At 70.7% G+C, this 18,100-nt stretch carries 13 protein-coding genes; 7 read left to right on the forward strand and 6 right to left on the reverse strand.

What is annotated here, in order from left to right; all coding sequences use genetic code 11:
* The first annotated feature begins 175 nt into the window (after positions 1-175).
* The gene (locus C1M51_RS13785; RefSeq protein ID WP_036233430.1) at positions 176-1,795 is read left to right on the forward strand and encodes an NAD(P)/FAD-dependent oxidoreductase; all 1,620 of its coding nucleotides are present in this window, start codon (positions 176-178) and stop codon (positions 1,793-1,795) included.
* Positions 1,796-1,826: 31 nt separating this feature from the next.
* Here C1M51_RS13785 and C1M51_RS13790 read toward each other — a convergent pair whose 3' ends face one another.
* A complete protein-coding gene (locus C1M51_RS13790; RefSeq protein ID WP_129450605.1) occupies positions 1,827-2,813 on the reverse strand; it encodes an NADPH:quinone reductase in 987 nt (328 codons plus the stop codon).
* A gap of 152 nt (positions 2,814-2,965) precedes the next feature.
* Here C1M51_RS13790 and C1M51_RS13795 point away from each other — a divergent pair, with 152 nt between their 5' ends.
* Positions 2,966-3,817: a 3-hydroxybutyryl-CoA dehydrogenase gene (locus C1M51_RS13795; protein ID WP_129450607.1), complete on the forward strand. Its 852-nt coding sequence runs from the start codon at positions 2,966-2,968 to the stop codon at positions 3,815-3,817.
* Positions 3,818-3,827: 10 nt separating this feature from the next.
* A complete protein-coding gene (locus C1M51_RS13800; protein WP_129450609.1) occupies positions 3,828-4,811 on the forward strand; it encodes an MDR family oxidoreductase in 984 nt (327 codons plus the stop codon).
* Here the strand turns inward: C1M51_RS13800 and C1M51_RS13805 are convergent.
* The gene (locus C1M51_RS13805; protein WP_129450611.1) at positions 4,801-5,877 is read right to left on the reverse strand and encodes an AraC family transcriptional regulator; all 1,077 of its coding nucleotides are present in this window, start codon (positions 5,875-5,877) and stop codon (positions 4,801-4,803) included. The two genes, C1M51_RS13800 and C1M51_RS13805, sit on opposite strands and share 11 nt — an antisense overlap.
* Before the next feature lie 158 nt (positions 5,878-6,035).
* On the opposite strand from C1M51_RS13805, the gene icmF reads away from it, so the two are divergent.
* The 4 genes from icmF (at position 6,036) to C1M51_RS13825 (ending at position 13,149) form a co-directional block, all read left to right on the forward strand.
* Positions 6,036-9,326 (forward strand): fused isobutyryl-CoA mutase/GTPase IcmF, encoded by a 3,291-nt coding sequence (gene icmF / locus C1M51_RS13810; protein ID WP_011828503.1) that lies wholly within the window; start codon positions 6,036-6,038, stop codon positions 9,324-9,326.
* Positions 9,327-9,360: 34 nt separating this feature from the next.
* A complete protein-coding gene (locus tag C1M51_RS13815) occupies positions 9,361-10,170 on the forward strand; it encodes an ABC transporter substrate-binding protein (protein ID WP_129450612.1) in 810 nt (269 codons plus the stop codon).
* A gap of 137 nt (positions 10,171-10,307) precedes the next feature.
* On the forward strand, positions 10,308-12,443 hold the full coding sequence (locus tag C1M51_RS13820; protein ID WP_129450614.1) for a PQQ-dependent dehydrogenase, methanol/ethanol family: 2,136 nt from the start codon (positions 10,308-10,310) through the stop codon (positions 12,441-12,443).
* 19 nt (positions 12,444-12,462) lie between these two features.
* On the forward strand, positions 12,463-13,149 hold the full coding sequence (locus C1M51_RS13825; RefSeq protein WP_129450616.1) for a glutathione S-transferase family protein: 687 nt from the start codon (positions 12,463-12,465) through the stop codon (positions 13,147-13,149).
* Between the two features lie 47 nt (positions 13,150-13,196).
* On the opposite strand, the gene C1M51_RS13830 is transcribed toward C1M51_RS13825, so the two are convergent.
* The 4 genes from C1M51_RS13830 to C1M51_RS13845 all read right to left on the reverse strand — a co-directional run bounded on the left by C1M51_RS13830 (position 13,197) and on the right by C1M51_RS13845 (position 17,936).
* The gene (locus C1M51_RS13830) at positions 13,197-13,847 is read right to left on the reverse strand and encodes a glutathione S-transferase family protein (protein WP_011828507.1); all 651 of its coding nucleotides are present in this window, start codon (positions 13,845-13,847) and stop codon (positions 13,197-13,199) included.
* A 64-nt stretch (positions 13,848-13,911) separates the two neighbouring features.
* Positions 13,912-14,652, reverse strand: a complete 741-nt coding sequence (locus C1M51_RS13835) for an SDR family NAD(P)-dependent oxidoreductase (RefSeq protein ID WP_129450618.1) — start codon at positions 14,650-14,652, stop codon at positions 13,912-13,914.
* Between the two features lie 141 nt (positions 14,653-14,793).
* Positions 14,794-17,127 carry an ATP-dependent DNA helicase gene (locus C1M51_RS13840; RefSeq protein WP_129450620.1) on the reverse strand — a complete coding sequence of 778 codons (2,334 nt, stop codon included), beginning with the start codon at positions 17,125-17,127 and terminating at the stop codon, positions 14,794-14,796.
* Positions 17,124-17,936: a hypothetical protein gene (locus C1M51_RS13845; RefSeq protein WP_129450621.1), complete on the reverse strand. Its 813-nt coding sequence runs from the start codon at positions 17,934-17,936 to the stop codon at positions 17,124-17,126. Before C1M51_RS13845 ends, C1M51_RS13840 begins: the two co-directional genes overlap by 4 nt.
* Positions 17,937-18,100 lie beyond the last annotated feature (164 nt).

The raw sequence follows: 18,100 nt of genomic DNA on the forward strand, positions 1-18,100 counted from the left end.
CGGCTCGCAGGGCAACCAGCGGAACGGCGATTGTTTGCTGCGGCGCAGCTGACGGGTCTGCGGGCTTCCCCCAGGGGGTGGGTGGGGAACGGGTGGCCAAAACTACCTGACCGGGTGGCGGAATTTGCAATGTCGGCGGGTTCAATCGGGCCGATCATTTCCAGAGGAGACCCTGATGTCGAATGTCCAGCAGGCACCGAAGCAGGTCGATGCCGTCGTCGTGGGCGCCGGATTCGCCGGCATGTATTCGCTCTACAAGCTGCGCGAGCAGGGCCTGAAGGTGCAGGTCTACGAGGCCGGCACCGGCGTCGGCGGCACCTGGTACTGGAACCGCTACCCGGGCGCGCGCGTCGACTCGCAGGCCTACATCTACCAGTACTGGTTCTCCAAGGAGCTGCTGGACGAGTGGAACTGGAGCGAGCGCTTCCCCGCCCAGGACGAGACCGAGCGCTACCTCAACCACGTGGCCGACCGCTTCGACCTGCGCAAGGACATCCAGTTCAAGACCCGAGTGACCGCGGCGGCCTATGACGAAGCGTCCCAGCGCTGGACCATCACCACCGACGACGGCCAGTCCGTCAGCGCGCAGTACTTCATCATGGGCACCGGCGGCCTGTCGGTGCCGATGCTGCCGGCGCTGCCGGGGATCGAGAACTTCAAGGGCCGCATCGTGCACACCGCCCAGTGGCCGCGCGAGGGCGTGGACCTCAAGGGCAAGCGGGTGGGCATCATCGGCACCGGCGCGACGGGCATCCAGGTGATCCAGACCATCGCCGGCGAGGTCGGGCACCTGACGGTGTTCCAGCGCACGCCGAACTACACCATCCCGATGCGCAACCCGAAGTACGACGACGCGGCGCGCGCCGAGCTGCGCGCGCAGTACCCGATGCTGAAGGAGCGCGTGCAGCGCACCTTCGCCGGCTTCGACTACGACTTCGAGGACCGCAACTTCTTCGACGTCGACCCCGCCGAGCGCCAGCGCATCCTGCAGCGCCTGTGGGACGACGGTTCGCTGAACTTCTGGATCGGCGGCTTCCGCGAGGTGTTCTTCGACGAGAAGGTCAACGCCGAGTTCTCCGACTTCGTGCGCCAGCGCATCCGCGAGCGCGTGAAGGACCCGAAGGTGGCCGACAAGCTGGTGCCGCAGGACTACGGCTTCGGCACGCGCCGCGTGCCGCTGGAGACCAAGTACTACGAAGCCTTCAACCGCGACAACGTGCTGCTGGTCGACACCAAGGCCACGCCGATGGAGGAAGTGACCGCGACGGGCATCCGCACGGCGGCCGGCCTGCACGAGCTCGACATCCTGATCTGCGCCACCGGCTTCGACGCCGGTACCGGCGCGCTGACCAAGGTCGACATCCGCGGCCGCGACGGCGTGCTGCTGCGCGATGCCTGGGCCCAGGACGGCGTGCGCACCACCATGGGCCTGCAGGTGCACGGCTACCCGAACCTGTTCATGACGATGGCGCCGTTCTCGCCGGCGGCGGCGTTCTGCAACGTGCCCACCTGCCTGCAGCAGCAGGTCGACTGGATCGCCGACTGCATCGCCTTCGTGCGCCAGCAGGGCCGCCATTCCATCGAGCCCAGCGCCGAGGCCGAAGCCAAGTGGGTGGCCCACCACGACGAACTGGCCAACCTGACGCTGGTGCCGAAGACCAACTCCTGGTACATGGGCTCCAACGTCAAGGGCAAGCCGCGGCGCCTGCTGGCCTATGCCGGCGGTGTGGGCACCTACCGTGCCAAGTGCGAGGAAGTCAAGGCGAGCGGCTACGAGGGCTTCGTGACCGCCTGAGGCGGGCCGCCGCCGGCCGGCGGCGGCGCGTTCAGTCGATCGACAGCACCACGTTGCCGATCGCGCGCCCGCTCTCGACCAGCTCGTGCGCCTCGACGATGCGCTCGAGCGGCAGCCGCGCGGCGATCTGGTGCACCAGGTCGCCGCGTGCCAGGAAGCCGTTCAGCGTGTCGATCGCGCGACGGCGGTCCGCCTCCTCGAGCAGGTAGACGATGAACAGCCGGATGCGCGGGCTGCACGCGGCGAGCGCGAAGAAGGGCAGCGTGAACTGCACCGCGCCGCTGCCGTAGACCACCCATTCGCCGCCGGGCCGCACGGCCTCCATGTTCAGCGCCGCGTTGGCCACCACGTCGACCTCGATCACGCGGTCCACGCCACGGCCGCCGGTGACCTGGCGCACGCGTTCGGCCACGTTCTCGGTCTTGTAGTCCACCACCGTGTCGGCGCCGGCCGCACGCACCAGTTCGGCCTTCTCTGCGCTGCTGACCGTGGCGACGATGTGCTTCGCACCGAGCCGGCGCGCGAACTGCACCGCGTAGTGGCCCACGGCACCGGCGCCGCCGGCGATCAGCACCGTCTTGCCCGCCACGCCGCCGTCCACCAGCAGCGCATGCAGCGCGGTCAGCGCCGGGATGCCGAAGCAGGCGCCGGCCTCGCCCGGCACGCCGTCCGGCAGCGGCACGGCCTGCTGCTCGGGCACGGTGATGTACTGCGCCGCGGTGCCGGCCGGGCGCGCCCAGGCGCCGTTCCACAGCCACACGCGCTCGCCCAGGCGTGCCTCGCTGACGCCGGGGCCGACGGCATCGACGACGCCCATGCCGTCGCTGTGCGGCGTGACGCGGGGAAAGGGCATCACCGGGCTGCGCAGGCCGGCGCGGGACTTCACGTCGGAGGGGTTCACGCCGGACCACTGCAGCTTCACGCGCAGCTCGCCCGGGCCGGGCACCGGGTCGGGCAGCTCGCCGATCCGGAGCACGTCCCGGGCCGCTCCGGTGCGTTCGTAGAAGGTGGCGCGCATGGTCTTTGCAGGGGATGGGAAGAGGGGTGATGGTGCCCGACATCGGATGCGCGTGCAGTGGCAAAACCCGCCAGCCCCTGCGACGCGTTCGGGCATCGATGCGCAGGCCGGCAGGGCCTACAGTGGCGGGAGATCATCGAAGGAGTCGCTGCATGAGCGGTCAAACAATCGGCGTCATCGGCGCCGGCACCATGGGCAACGGCATCGCGCAGGTGTGCGCGATGGCCGGGCTGGACGTGACGCTGGTCGACGTGTCGGACGCGGCGGTCGCGCGCGGCGTCGCGACGCTGGGCAACAGCCTGGAGCGGCTGGTCAAGAAGGACAAGCTGACGGCCGCGGCCAGCGCCGCGGCGCTGGCCCGCGTGCGCGGCACGACCGACTACGCGGCGCTGGCCGGGGCCGACCTCGTGATCGAGGCCGCCACCGAGAACCTGGCGCTGAAGCTGCGCATCCTGCAGCAGCTCGCCGACGTGGTGCGCGAGGACGCGGTGATCGCGACCAACACCTCGTCGATCAGCATCACCCAGCTGGCCGCGGCGGTGAAGGCGCCCGAGCGCTTCGTCGGCATGCACTTCTTCAACCCGGTGCCGCTGATGGCGCTGGTCGAGGTGATCGGCGGCCTGCAGACCTCGGAGGCGACGCGCGAGCGTGCGCTGGCCTTCGTCAGGTCCATCGGCAAGACGCCGATCGCGGTGAAGAACAGCCCGGGGTTCGCGGTCAACCGCATCCTGGTGCCGATGATCAACGAGGCGATCTTCGTGCTGCAGGAGGGCCTGGCCAGCGCCGAGGACATCGACGCGGGCATGACGCTGGGCTGCAACCAGCCGATCGGCCCGCTGGCGCTGGCCGACCTGATCGGCCTGGACACGCTGCTCGCGGTGATGCAGGTGTTCAGCGAGGGCTTCGACGACCCGAAGTACCGGCCCGCGCCGCTGCTGAAGGAAATGGTGGCCGCCGGCCGCCTGGGCCGCAAGAGCGGCCGCGGCTTCTACACCTACGCCTGAGGGCGGCCGCATGTTCCGCGCCCTGATGCTGACGCAGGCGGACCGGCGCACCCATGCCGAGCTGGTGGAGCTGGACGAGTCGCAGCTGCCGCCCGGCGACGTGACGGTGCGCATCGAGTACTCCAGCCTCAACTTCAAGGACGCGCTCGCGGTCACCGGCCGCGGTGCGGTGGTGAAGCACTGGCCGCTGGTGCCGGGGATCGACCTGGCCGGCGTGGTCGAGCGCAGCAGCGACCCGGCCTGGCAGCCGGGCGACCGCGTCGTGGTCAACGGCTGGGGACTGGGCGAAACCGAATGGGGCGGGCTGGCGCAGAAGGCGCGGCTGTCGCCGCAATGCCTGCTGCGGCTGCCGGCGGCCTTCACCACACGCGAGGCGATGGCCATCGCCACGGCCGGCTACACCGCCGCGCTGTGCGTCATCGCGCTGCAGCGCCACGGCCTCGAGCCGGGCACCGACGAGGTGCTGGTCACCGGGGCGGCCGGCGGCGTGGGCTCGGTGGCGGTCGCGCTGCTGGCCGGGCTGGGCTTCCGGGTGGTCGCGTCGACCGGGCGGCCGGCGGAGGCCGAGTACCTGCGCTTCCTCGGCGCCGCGGCGATCCTCGACCGGGCGGAACTGTCGTCGCCCGGCAAGCCGCTGCAGAGCGAGCGCTGGGCCGGCGTGGTGGACACGGTGGGCAGCCACACGCTGGTCAACGCCTGCGCGCAGACGCAGTGGCACGGCGCGGTGACCGCCTGCGGCCTGGCCCAGGGCAGCGACCTGCCCGGCACGGTGATGCCCTTCATCCTGCGCGGCATCACGCTGTACGGCATCAACTGCATGCGCGTCGACGAGGCCACGCGGCGCCTCGCCTGGGAGCTGCTGGCGCAGCATGTGCGCAGCGACCAGCTGGCGCAGATGACGCAGGAGATCGGGCTGTCCGAGGTGATCGCCTATTCGCCCGGCCTGCTGGACGGCAAGGTGCGCGGCCGCACCGTGGTCGACGTCAACCGCTGAGCAGCGCCGGGGCGGCGGCCGGCCGCCGCGCGGTGGCGTCGGCGCCCGGCGCCGCCATGCCGTCGGCACGCAACGCGCGGTACTCGCCCGGCTGCGACCCGGTCCATTTCTTGAAGGCGCGGTGGAAGGCGCTGGGCTCCTGGAAGCCGAGCAGCGTGGAGATCTCGGCGATGCTGAGCCGGCTGTGGCACAGGTGGTGGATCGCCGCATCGCGCCGCAGGTCGTCCTTGGCGCTCTGGTAGGTGCCACCCTCGGCCTCCAGCCGGCGCCGCAGCGTCGACGGGGCGACGTGGAACTCGACCGCCAGGTCGTCCAGCGTCGGCCAGCCGGCCTGGCCGCCGAGGCAGCGGCGCAGCCGGCGCCGCACGCGCGCGGTCCAGCTGTCGGTGCTCTTGTACTTGAGGAACACCGACTGCGGCGCCGAGCGCAAAAAGCTCTTCAGCGTGGCCTCGGTCTGGATGATCGGCGCCTCCAGCAGCGCGGCGTCGAACTCGATGGTGGTGCGTTCGGCGCCGAACGCCAGGTCTTCGCCGTACATCACGCGGTACTCGCGCGCTTCCTCGGGCAGCGCGTGGCCGAAGGCGATGTGGGCGAGCTGGATGCGCCGCCCGATCAGCCAGCACATCAGGCCGTGCAGCATCACCAGGTAGGTCTCCTCGGCGAAGCGGCGGTCGGCCGGGTCGGCGATGCGGTTGTGCAGCGTGATCACCGCCCGGTCGCCGTCCACCGCCAGCTCGCCGTGCAGGTTGTCGAGGAAGGCCGAGAAGCTGCGCAGGCAGCGGCGCAGGGCCCGGCCGAGCGTGCCGCAGTGCAGCACCGCATGGCACATCAGCGCGAAGCTGCCGACCTTCATGCGGCGCGCGTCGAGGCCGAAGAATTCGTCGTCGAGCTGGTGCGCGACGGCCAGCCACAGCGCCGCGAAGGCCCGGGCCGGCACGCGCGCCTGGCGGTGGGCCAGCATCTCAGCCGGGATGCCGGCCGCGCGCAGCACCGCGGGCAGCGCCTCGGGTGCAAGATGCGCCAGCGCGGCCCGCACGAAATAGATCGAGACGGTGTCCTTGTCCATGTTCCGGGGGCCAGTGTAGGGCGCTGCCGCGGGTGGCAAAAACGAGCGCGGCACTTGACGGCTCGGGGCATGTCGCCGGCCCGCCCGCCCGCGGAAAATCAGGCATCGATCCCGGCCCGCGGACCCCCCGCCGGGCGCCCGCAGCAAGGAGACCCGCGATGACCGACCTGTCCGCCGAGTTCAAGGCCCTGGCCGAGTACCGCCCGACGAACCGGGTGCGCTTCGTCACCGCCGCGAGCCTGTTCGACGGCCACGACGCCGCGATCAACATCATGCGGCGCATCCTGATGGGCATGGGCGCCGAGGTGATCCACCTGGGCCACAACCGCTCGGTCGACGAGGTGGTGACCGCGGCGCTGCAGGAAGACGCCCAGGGCATCGCGATCAGCTCCTACCAGGGCGGCCACGTCGAGTACTTCAAGTACATGGTCGAGCTGCTGAAGGCGCGCGGCGGCGAGCACATCCAGGTGTTCGGCGGCGGCGGCGGCGTCATCGTGCCGGCCGAGATCCGCGACCTGGCCGACAGCGGCGTGCGCATCTTCAGCCCCGAGGACGGCCAGCGCATGGGCCTGCAGGGGATGATCGGCGAGATGGTGATGCGCTGCGACCGCGACCTGTCGCCGCATGCGCCAAAGACGCTGGACGCGCTGCAGGGCCACGCCGAGGGTGCCTGGCGCGCGCTGGCCCAGCTGATCACCGCGCTGGAGAACGGCCGGGCCGACCCGGCGCTGGTGCAGGCGCTGCACGCGAAGGCCCAGGCGTGCCACGTGCCGGTGCTCGGCATCACCGGCACCGGTGGTGCCGGCAAGTCCAGCCTCACCGACGAACTGATCCGCCGCCTGCGCCTCGACCAGGACGACGCGCTGCGCGTCGCCGTGATCTCCATCGACCCGTCGCGCCGCAAGAGCGGCGGCGCGCTGCTGGGCGACCGCATCCGCATGAACGCGATCGGGCCGTGGAGCCAGGGCCCGAGAGTCTTCATGCGCAGCCTGGCCACGCGCGACACCGGCAGCGAGATCAGCGCCGCGCTGCCCGAGGTGCTGGCGGCGGCCAAGGTGGCCGGCTTCGACCTGGTGATCGTCGAGACCTCCGGCATCGGCCAGGGCGACGCCGCCATCGTGCCGCTGGTCGACGTGCCGATGTACGTGATGACGCCGGAGTACGGCGCCGCCAGCCAGCTCGAGAAGATCGACATGCTCGACTTCGCCGAGTTCGTGGCGATCAACAAGTTCGACCGCAAGGGCGCGCCCGACGCGCTGCGCGACGTGGCCAAGCAGGTGCAGCGCAACCAGGAGGCCTGGAAGCAGCGGCCCGAGGAGATGCCGGTGTTCGGCACCATGGCCAGCCGCTTCAACGACGACGGCGTGACCTCGCTCTACCAGTCGCTGAAGCAGCGGCTGGCCGGCCTGGGCCTGCCGGTGCGCGAGGGGCGGTTGCCGGCGGTGAGCACGCGCCACAGCACCCACCAGACGCCGATCGTGCCGGGCGCGCGCGTGCGCTACCTGGCCGACATCTCCGAGACCGTGCGCGGCTACAAGCGGCACGCCCGCGAGCAGGCGCGCCTGGCCCGCGAGATCCAGCAGCTGCGGGCGAGCTCGCGCATGCTGCACGAGGCCATCCCCGACAAGTACAAGGCGCGCGACGCGCTCGAGGAACAGGCCGTGAGCCGCGAGGCGCGGCTCGACCCGCGCGCGAAGAAGCTGCTCGCCATGTGGCCCGACCTGCAGAAGGCCTATGCCGGCGACGAATACGTGGTGAAGATCCGCGACAAGGAGATCCGCACCACGCTCACCCACACCACGCTGTCGGGCAACAAGATCCGCAAGGTGGCGCTGCCGCGCTACGAGGACCACGGCGAGATCCTGCAGTGGCTGATGCTCGACAACGTGCCGGGCAGCTTTCCGTACAGCGCCGGCACCTTCGCGTTCAAGCGCGAGGGCGAGGACCCGACGCGCATGTTCGCCGGCGAGGGCGACGCCTTCCGCACCAACCGGCGCTTCAAGCTGGTGAGCGAGGGCATGCCGGCCAAGCGGCTGTCGACCGCCTTCGACTCGGTCACGCTGTACGGCCACGACCCCGACCTGCGGCCCGACATCTACGGCAAGGTCGGCAACTCGGGCGTGAGCATCGCGACGCTCGACGACCTGAAGGTGCTGTACTCGGGCTTCGACCTCACCAACCCCAGCACCTCGGTGAGCATGACGATCAATGGCCCGGCGCCGTCGATCCTGGCGATGTTCATGAACACCGCCATCGACCAGAACCTGGAGAAGTTCGCGGCCGAGAACGGCCGCGAGCCGACCGACACCGAGGCCGCCAAGATCCGCGAATGGGCGCTGGCCAACGTGCGCGGCACGGTGCAGGCCGACATCCTGAAGGAAGACCAGGGCCAGAACACCTGCATCTTCAGCACCGAGTTCAGCCTGAAGGTGATGGGCGACATCGCCGAATACTTCGTGCACCACGACGTGCGCAACTTCTACTCGGTGAGCATCAGCGGCTACCACATCGCCGAGGCCGGCGCGAACCCCATCTCGCAGCTGGCCTTCACGCTCTCCAACGGCTTCACCTTCGTGGAAGCCTACCTGGCGCGCGGCATGCACATCGACGACTTCGCGCCGAACCTGAGCTTCTTCTTCAGCAACGGCATGGACCCGGAGTACACCGTGATGGGCCGCGTGGCGCGGCGCATCTGGGCGGTGGCGATGCGCGACCGCTACGGCGCCAACGAGCGCAGCCAGAAGCTCAAGTACCACGTGCAGACCAGCGGCCGCAGCCTGCACGCGCAGGAGATCGCCTTCAACGACATCCGCACCACGCTGCAGGCGCTGATCGCGATCTACGACAACTGCAACTCGCTGCACACCAATGCCTACGACGAGGCGATCACCACGCCCACCGAGGAGAGCGTGCGCCGCGCGATGGCGATCCAGCTCGTGATCAACCGCGAGTGGGGCCTGGCGAAGAACGAGAACCCCAACCAGGGCGCCTTCATCATCGACGAGCTGACCGAGCTGGTGGAGGAGGCGGTGCTGGCCGAGTTCGAGAAGATCTCCGAGCGCGGCGGCGTGCTCGGCGCGATGGAGACCGGCTACCAGCGCGGCAAGATCCAGGAGGAGAGCATGCACTACGAGATGCTCAAGCACACCGGCGAGTACCCGATCATCGGCGTGAACACCTTCCGCAACCCGCACGGCGACCCGACGCCCGGCCACATCGAGCTGGCGCGCTCCACCGACGAGGAGAAGCAGTCGCAGCTGCAGCGCCTGGCCGACTTCCACGCCCGCCACGCGGCCGAGTCGCCGGCGATGCTGGCGCGGCTGCAGCAGACCGTGATCGACAACGGCAACGTGTTCGAGGTGCTGATGGACGCGGTGCGGGTGTGCTCGCTGGGGCAGATCACCACCGCGCTGTTCGAGGTGGGTGGGCAGTACCGGCGCAGCATGTGAGCGGCGCGCCGCCCGGCGCGGGCCGGCCGCGACAATGAGGCTCATGCCCGCCCGCTTTCCCGAACGCATCGTCTGCCTGACCGAGGAGCCCACCGAGGTGCTCTACGCGCTGGGCGAGGCGCACCGCATCGTCGGCATCTCCGGCTTCACCGTGCGGCCCCCGCGCGCGCGCCAGGAGAAGCCCAAGGTGTCGGCCTTCACCAGCGCGAAGCTCGAGCCGATCCTGGCGCTGCAGCCCGACCTGGCGATCGGCTTCTCCGACATCCAGGCCGACATCGCCCGCGAGCTGATCCGGCGCGGCGTGGAGGTGTGGATCAGCAACCACCGCTCGGTCGACGGCATCCTGGGTTATGTGCGCCGGCTCGGCGCGATGGTCGGCGCGGCGCACCGAGCCGAGGCCTATGCCGACGCGCTGGCCGCGCGCGTGGAGCGCGTGCGGCAGGCCGCCGCGCAGCTGCCGCGCCGCCCGCGCGTCTACTTCGAGGAGTGGGACGAGCCGCAGATCAGCTGCATCCGCTGGGTCAGCGAGCTGGTGGGCATCGCGGGCGGCGACGACATCTTTCCCGAGCGCGCCGTGGCGAGCCTGGCGCGCGACCGCATCCTCGCGACGCCCGACGAGGTGATCCCGCGCGCGCCCGACATCGTCATCGGCTCGTGGTGCGGCAAGAAGTTCCGCCCCGAGAAGGTGGCCGCCCGTGCCGGCTGGGACCGGGTGCCCGCGGTGCGCGACCGCGAGCTGCACGAGATCAAGTCGCCGCTGATCCTGCAGCCGGGCCCGGCCGCGCTGACCGACGGGCTGGACGCGCTGCACGCGATCGTGGCGCGCTGGGCGGCCCGGCACTGAGCCCGCCGGCGCGCGCGCCGCGTCGCCATGGATCAGGCGTTCAAGCCTACCCACCCGGGTGGAAAACTACCCTCGCGGGTAGTGGCCTGCGGCGACGCGGGCCGGGATCATCGCGCACGCCCAAGGAGACCTGCACGATGCACCGACGTCCCGCCCCCTCACCCGCAGCGCTGGTTGCCCGGCTGGTCGTGACCCTGAGCCTGGCCTGCGGGCTGTCCGCCCCGTCGGCAGCCGCCGGCACCGAGGTGAACGACGCGGCCCTGAGCGACCCGAAGCAGGGTGCGAACTGGCTGGCCTACGGCCGCAACTACAGCGAGCAGCGCTACAGCCCGCTGGCGCAGGTCCATGCCGGCAACGTGGGGCGGCTCGGGCTCGCGTGGTCGATGGCGCTGCCCGAAGACCGCTCTCTGCTGTCGACGCCGCTGATCGTCGACGGCGTCATGTACTTCACCGGCAGCTGGAGCAAGACCCGCGCGGTGGACGCCGCGACCGGCAAGCTGCTGTGGGAGTACGACCCGGAGTCGATCAAGCACGCTGGCGGCGAACGCCTGCGTGCCATGTGGGACTCCAGCCGCGGGCTGGCCTACTGGAAGGGCAAGCTGGTCATCGCGACCATCGACGGGCGGCTGATCGGCCTGGACGCGAAGACCGGCCAGAAGCTGTGGAGCACCCAGACCTTCGACCCGAAGCGACCGCTCTACATCTCCGGTCACCCGAAGGCCTTCCGCGACCTGGTGATCGTCGGCAACGGAGGCTCCGAGTTCGGCGCGGGCCGCGGCTTCGTCAGTGCGTACCACGTGGACAGCGGCAAGCTGGCGTGGAAGTTCTACGTGGTGCCGGGCAATCCCGCCGACGGCTTCGAGGACGAGGCCCAGGCGATGGCGGCCAAGACCTGGACCGGCGAGTGGTGGAAGCACGGCGGCGGCGGCCAGGTGTGGAACGGCCTCACCTACGACCCCGAGTACGACCAGATCCTGATCGGCACCGGCAACGGCGGGCCGTGGAACCGGAAGGTGCGCAGCCCGGACGGCGGCGACAACCTGTTCCTCTGCTCGATCGTGGCGCTGGACGCACGGACCGGCAAGTACAAGTGGCACTACCAGACCGTGCCCGGCGAGACCTGGGACTACAACTCCAGCATGGACATGGTGCTGGCCGACCTGAAGCTGCGGCCGGGCGGCGGACCGCGCAAGGTGCTGCTGCATGCGCCGAAGAACGGCTTCTTCTATGTCATCGACCGCAAGAACGGCAAGCTGCTGTCGGCCGAGAAGATCGCCAAGGTGACCTGGGCGACCGGCATCGACATGAAGACCGGGCGGCCGATCGAGGCCGAGGGCGCGCGCTACGAGGACGGCTCGGAGCTGGTATGGCCCAGCGTCTACGGGGCCCACAACTGGCATGCCATGTCCTTCAATCCGAAGACCGGGCTGGTCTACATCCCCAAGGTCGAACTGCCCGCGCTGTTCAGCGACACGGGCGTGCGCATCCTCGACTGGCGCAAGCCCGAGAACTTCGGCCAGCTCGATGTCGCGGTCGACGTCGGCCTGGGCAGCGACATCCCCAAGGACGCCGGGGTGAGCTCGCTGCTGGCCTGGGACCCGGTGAAGCAGAAGAAGGCGTGGGAGGTGGCCCAGCCGAACTACTGGAACCCCGGCACCATGACCACCGCGGGCAACCTGGTGTTCCAGGGCCGCATCGACGGCCGCTTCATCGCCTACGACGCGCGCGACGGCAGGCAGCTGTGGTCGGTGCACGTCGGGTCCGGCATCAGCGCGCCGCCGGTCACCTACTCGGTGGGCGGCCGGCAGTACGTGTCGCTGCTCGTCGGCTGGGGCGGCGCCGGCATGTCGCTCGGTGGCGGCAGCTCGATGGCGCAGTACGGCTGGGGCTTTCGCGGCCAGACGCGGCAGTTGCTGACCTTCGCGCTCGACGGCAAGCTGCCGATGCCCGACGTGGGCAAGCCCGTGTTCGTCCAGCCCATCGTGCCGGCGGATTTCAAGCCCGACGAGAAGCAGGTCGATCGTGGCCGTGCGCTCTACGCCAGCACCTGCGTCTGGTGCCACAGCGCCGGCGCGGTGTCGGGAGGCTATGCGCCGGACCTGCGTGCCTCGCCGATGCTGCTGGACCTGAAGGCGTTGCGGACCGTACTCGAAGGTGCGCTGGTGCAGCACGGCATGCCGAAATACCCCGACCTCACGGACGACGATCTCGTGGCGCTCCAGCACTACGTGCGCAGTCAGGCTATCGTGACTTCACGGCCGACCCAGCCCTAGGCGGCACGGAGCGCACTGCATGATCGATCTCTACACCTCGGCCACACCCAACGGCTGGAAGGCCAGCATCCTGCTCGAGGAACTGGGGGTGCCGTACACGGTGCATCCGCTGTCGCTGCAGAAGCAGGACCAGAAGACGCCGGCCTTCCTGGCCATCAACCCGAACGGTCGCATCCCGGCGATCGTCGACCGCGGCGCGGGTGACTTCGCGGTGTTCGAGTCCGGCGCGATCCTGATCTACCTCGCGGAGAAGCATGGCCGCTTCCTGCCTACCGACGTGAAGGGGCGTTCGCTCGTCATCCAGTGGCTGATGTTCCAGATGGGCGGCATCGGTCCGATGCAGGGCCAGGCGAACGTCTTCCACCGCTACGCGCCCGAGAAGATCCCCTATGCCATCGAGCGCTATCAGAGCGAGACCAAGCGTCTCTACCGTGTGCTCGACGGTCGGCTGGCCGACCACGAGTTCCTGGCCGGTGACTACTCCATCGCCGACATCGCCAACTGGTCCTGGGTGTCGCTGTACGACTGGGCCGGCGTGAGCATCGACGATCTGCCGCACCTGCGGCGCTGGCTGGACACCATCGCGGCGCGGCCTGCGGTGCAGCGCGGCATCGTCATTCCCGAGCCGCTGCAGCTCGGCGGCGGCGGCGAGGCGGTGAAGAAGATGGCGCAGTCCATCCTCGTCTCCGCCCCGGGCACGGCCTGAAGCGACGCCCCCGCCGCTCCAGGCAACTTGCTTCTCGCGCGCGCGCTTCAGCCGCGCATGCCGATCTCCTGCCAGCCCGGCGACAGCGAGGCGGTGGCACTGGGCCGCGCGTTCATGCGCGCCAGCCACGCGGTCACGTTCTTGAGCGCCGGGTCGACCTGCAGGCCGGTCGACATGCAGAAGTCGAGGCAGCAGTACAGCACCAGGTCCCCCAGCGTGACGCGCTCGCCGCACAGGTAGGACTTGCCCTTCAGCAGCGTATCCACCAGCGCCACGCCGTCCAGGCCCTTGGCCTTGAGGCCGTCGGCGGCGTCGGGCAGGCAGCGCACGCGGTCCTTGAACAGCGGCAGCCCGGGCCCGAAGCGGAAGGCGTTGTAGAGATGCTCGCAGGCATTGAGCTCGGCGCGCCGCAGGGCCATGCGCGCCTCGGCGCGTTCCACCGGCGTGTTGCCGATCAGCGCCGGCGTCGGGTGCAGTTCCTCGAGGTACTCGCAGATCGCCACCGTCTCCGCGATGACGCGGCCGTCGTCGAGCTCCAGGCTCGGCGTCTGGCCGGCCGGGTTCTTGGCGAGATACGGGTCCTTGCGGTTCTCGCCGCCGAGGATGTCGAAGTCCTGGAACGGGATCGAGATCTTCTTCTCGGCCATGAACATCCGCACCATGCGGGGATTGGGGCCAAAGGAATTGAGCAGTTTCAAGCGGGTCTCCTGTTGTGACGAACATTGACGATCAAGCGCGACACGGGTGTGCGCGCACGGGGGCTCAGAACGATTCCTTGTAGGGGCGCAGGTCGATCTCCTGCGCCCAGGCGCTGCGGGGCTGGCGGTGGAGCTGCCAGTAGGTCTCGGCGATCGCATCGACGTCGAGCAGGCCGTCCTCGCCGCGCTGCGCCACCATCTTCGGCATCACGCTGCGCAGGCGCTCGCCGTTGATGCCGCCGTCGATCACGACGTGGGCCACGTGGAGACCCAGCGGGCCGAACTCGCGCGCCATGCTCTGGCTCAGCATGCGCAGCCCCGCCTTGGCCGCGGCGAAGTGCGCGAAGCCCGGCTTGCCGCGCAGGCTGCCCGAGGCGCCGGTGAAGATCACCGTGCCGCGCCCCAGCGGCGCCAGGCGCCGCGCCGCCTCGCGGCCGACCAGGAAGCCGCCGAAGCAGCCGACGCGCCAGAAGCTCTCGAACTGCGCCGCGGTGAGCGTGCGGAAATCGATCACCTGGTTGTTGCCGGCGTTGAACACCACCAGATCGGCCGGCTCGCGGCCCGCGCCCGGGGCCATCGCCAGGTCGAACAGCCGCTCGACATCGGCCTCCGAGGTGGTGTCGGTGACGACCGCCTGCGCGCTGCCGCCGGCGGCCCGGATGGCGTCGACCACCTGGCCGATCTTGGCGGCGGTGCGGCCGGCCGCGAGGACGTGGTAGCCCTCGGCCGCGAAGCGCCGGCAGACCGCGCCGCCCACGCCTTGCTCGACACCCACGCCGACGACGACGGCGGTTGGAAGGCCCATGCTGTTCTCCACCAATGAACTCGGTTGCGGGTTCAGGCGAATCTCAGCGGGCATGCGCGGTGCCTTGCCGTGCCGCTGCGCTCCTGGCGCACCGACCCGTTCGTCTGCGGACCGATTTTCCGCACCGGACGGAAATTGGCACTACCCGAAAGGATAGGTTTGCGGCGGCGGCGGCGGCGGCGGCGGCGCGCCGGGCGCCAGTGTCCACCACGCCGGCAGCAGCGCCTGGACTTCGCGGCGCGCGTAGCGGTCGTCGATCAGATGGACCACGCCGCGGTCCTCGGGCGTGCGGATCACCCGGCCCGCGGCCTGCACCACCTTCTGCAGGCCGGGGTAGAGGTAGGTGTAGTCATCGCCGGCGCCGAACATCGCCTGCATGCGGGCGCGGATCTGCTCGTTGACCGGGTTGACCTGCGGCAGGCCGAGCGTGGACAGGAAGGCGCCGATCAGGCGCCGGCCCGGCAGGTCGATGCCCTCGGAGAATGCGCCGCCCAGCACCGCGAAGCCGATGCCCTGGCCCGCGTCGGTGAAGCGCGCCAGGAAGCGCTGCCGTTCGGCCTCCGGCATGCGCCGCGACTGGCGCCAGCTCGGCAGCTGAGGATGGCGGACGGCCAGCCGGTCGGCCACCTGCTCGAGGTAGTCGTAGCTGCTGAAGAAGGCGAGGTAGTTGCCCGGCCGCGCCTCGAATTCGCGGGCGATCAGCGCCACGATCGGGTCCAGCGAGGCCGCGCGGTGCCGGTAGCGGGTGGAGATGTGGCGCGCGATCTCGACCCGCAGCTGGCCGGGCTGGAACGGCGAGACCACGTCGATGACGGCGTGGTCGGCCGGCAGGCCCAGCAGGTCGGCGTAGTAGTGCCTGGGCTGCAGCGTGGCCGAGAACAGCGTGCTCGTGTGGGCCGCGGCCAGGCGCGGCGCCAGGAAGGGCGCCGGCACCAGGTTGCGGATGCACAGCGTCGACGGCGCGGCGCGGCGCGCCCCGGCGCCGGCCGGCGGCCGGGTGACATCGAGCAGCGAGTGGGTGTCCAGCAGTTCGGCGAGGCGCAGCAGTTGCAGCGCCTCGAAGTGGAAGGCCCGCAGCGCGGCGTCCTGCGTCCGTGGATGCTCGGCGTCGTGCTCGCCGATCGCGGCACAGGCCTGTTGCAGCGCAGCCCTCAGCGGCACAGGGAGGGCGGCATGCACCTGGTAGGGCAGCGATGGGTCCCGGTCGAGGGCGGCCCAGCAGCGGCGCAGCTTGTCGAGCGCCTTCTTCAGCGCCGGGACGGTCTGCGCCGTGACGGAGCGGCGGGCCTCGGCCAGCGTGTCGGGCCGCAGTTCGGCGCTGTACATCCGGCGTCCGCGCTCCACCAGGTTGTGTGCCTCGTCGACCAGCAGCCCCACCCGCCACAGGTTGGCCTGCGCCAGGCCGTGCAGCAGCGCGCCGAGATCGAAGTAGTAGTGGTAGTCGCCCACCACCACGTCGGCCCAGCGCACCAGCTCCTGGCTCAGGTAGTAGGGGCAGACCGTGTGCTGGCGCGCCACCTCGCGCACCCGGTCCTGCTGCAGCATCACCGTGCTGCCGCACGGCGCCAGTGCTGCGGCACGGGCGTCCGGCAGCCGGTCGTAGAAGCCGCGGGCGAGCGGGCAGGACTCGCCGTGACAGGCCTTGTCGGGGTGCTCGCAGGCCTTGTCGCGGGCCACCAGTTCCAGCACCCGCAGCGGGCCGACGGCCAGGCGCGCCAGCGCGTCGATCGCGAGCTGGCGGCCCGAGGTCTTGGCGGCCAGGAAGAACAGTTTGTCCAGTTTCGCCCCCGGGGCCGCCTTGAGCAGCGGGAACAGCGTGCCCAGGGTCTTGCCGATGCCGGTGGGCGCCTGTGCGAGCAGGCAGCGACCGGCGTTCGCCGCCTTGTAGACGGCCTCGGCCAGCGGGCGCTGGCCGGCGCGGAAGCCGTCGAAGGGGAAGGCCAGCGCTTGCAGTGCGGCGTCGCGTGCGCCGCGATGTGCCAGCTGCTGCTCGGCCCAGGCCAGGAAGCGCTCGCACTGCTGCTCGAAATGCTGCCGCAGCTCGCCGGCGCTGCAGCGCTCGGTGAACACGGTCTCCTGCTGGCTGCCGATGTCGAGGTAGACCAGCGCGATGTCCAGCGCCGCCAGGTTCTGCTGTCGGCAGAGCAGCCAGCCGTAGACCTTGGCCTGGGCCCAATGCAGCTGGCGGTGCGAGGGCGGCTGGCGGTCGAGCCGGCCCTTGTGGGTCTTCACCTCCTCGAGCCGTTGCCGCGCCGGGTCGTAGCCGTCGGCGCGGCCGCGCACCCGCAGCGCGCCGTGGTCGCCCTGCAGGCTGAGTTCGGTCTGGTAGCCCGGGCCGCGGCGCGCGGCCACCAGCGCGTGGCCGGCCATGCCTTCCAGCGCGCTGGGCGCGGGCGTGAAGCGCAGGTCGAGATCGCCCTGCTTGGCAGCGAACTCGCAGAGTTCGCGCACCGCGACGGTGTAGCGGTGATTCACGACCGGTCCGGTCCGGCGTCACCCAGCAGGGCCTGCGCGCCGTCGATGTCGCTGTCGCTGCGCAGCGGCGTGGCCCGGGCCAGCGCCAGCCAGACTGCGAAGGGCAGCGTGCAGCGGGCGTGGCGCGCGGGGCGCAGTTGCTCGAAGTGACCGTCTTCCAGGTCGCCGTGCAGCACCCAGACGCCGAAGGCCTCGGGGATTTCCTCGGGCTGCGCCACCGCCACCGGGAACACATAGTGGCACTCGCTGCACAGCCACTGGTAGGCCTGCCGTTTGGCGGCGTGCCGCAGGTCGGACAGCAGATCGGCCCGCGTCGCCTTCACCTCGTGGACCATGGGCTGCAGATAGGCCTCGACGCTGGTGTTGCGCACCGAGTAGAGGTCGGGCCGCGCGATGCGCCACACGCCGGCAGGCGCGGCGTGGCCCGTGCCGGGGTCCTGCCACAGCGTGGGCACGGCGGGGGGTTGCTCCGGCACGGGCGGCTCGGGCGGTGGCGCGTCGATGGCGGCGCGCAGGGACAGCTCGCGCCAGACGATGCGGCCCGCGCGCATCAGGTGCTCGGCGAACTTCTGTGCCAGGCGGTCGTGCGCGCCGAGTTCGCGCGCGCCACGCCGGCGCGCATCGGCCAGCACCTCGATGCCGGCGGCGGTGAGTCGCAGCGTGTCGCGGCCCTCGGGCGTGGTGTGCACGCAGAGCCATTGCGCAGCCAGCAGGTCGAGCTCGATGCCGTCCCGGCAGGGCCAGCCCGCCGAGCGCCAGATCTGCAGCAGGCGGGCACGGTGGTGGCGTGTCAGGCGCGGTTCGGCCATGGAAGGGGAAGCAGGAGGGGGCGAAAAGATACTGTTCGTAAATACAGTATCACGCTTCTCGTCGCGGCCGGGTAAACGAGGGCCGCGTTCGCCTTGACAGCGGCGCGATGCGCTCGCTACTCTACCGACCGATCGGTACAGTTTTTGTGTGAACCCCTGTGCGC

It is taken from the genome of Methylibium sp. Pch-M, assembly GCF_004136295.1.
Classification (GTDB): domain Bacteria; phylum Pseudomonadota; class Gammaproteobacteria; order Burkholderiales; family Burkholderiaceae_C; genus Methylibium; species Methylibium petroleiphilum.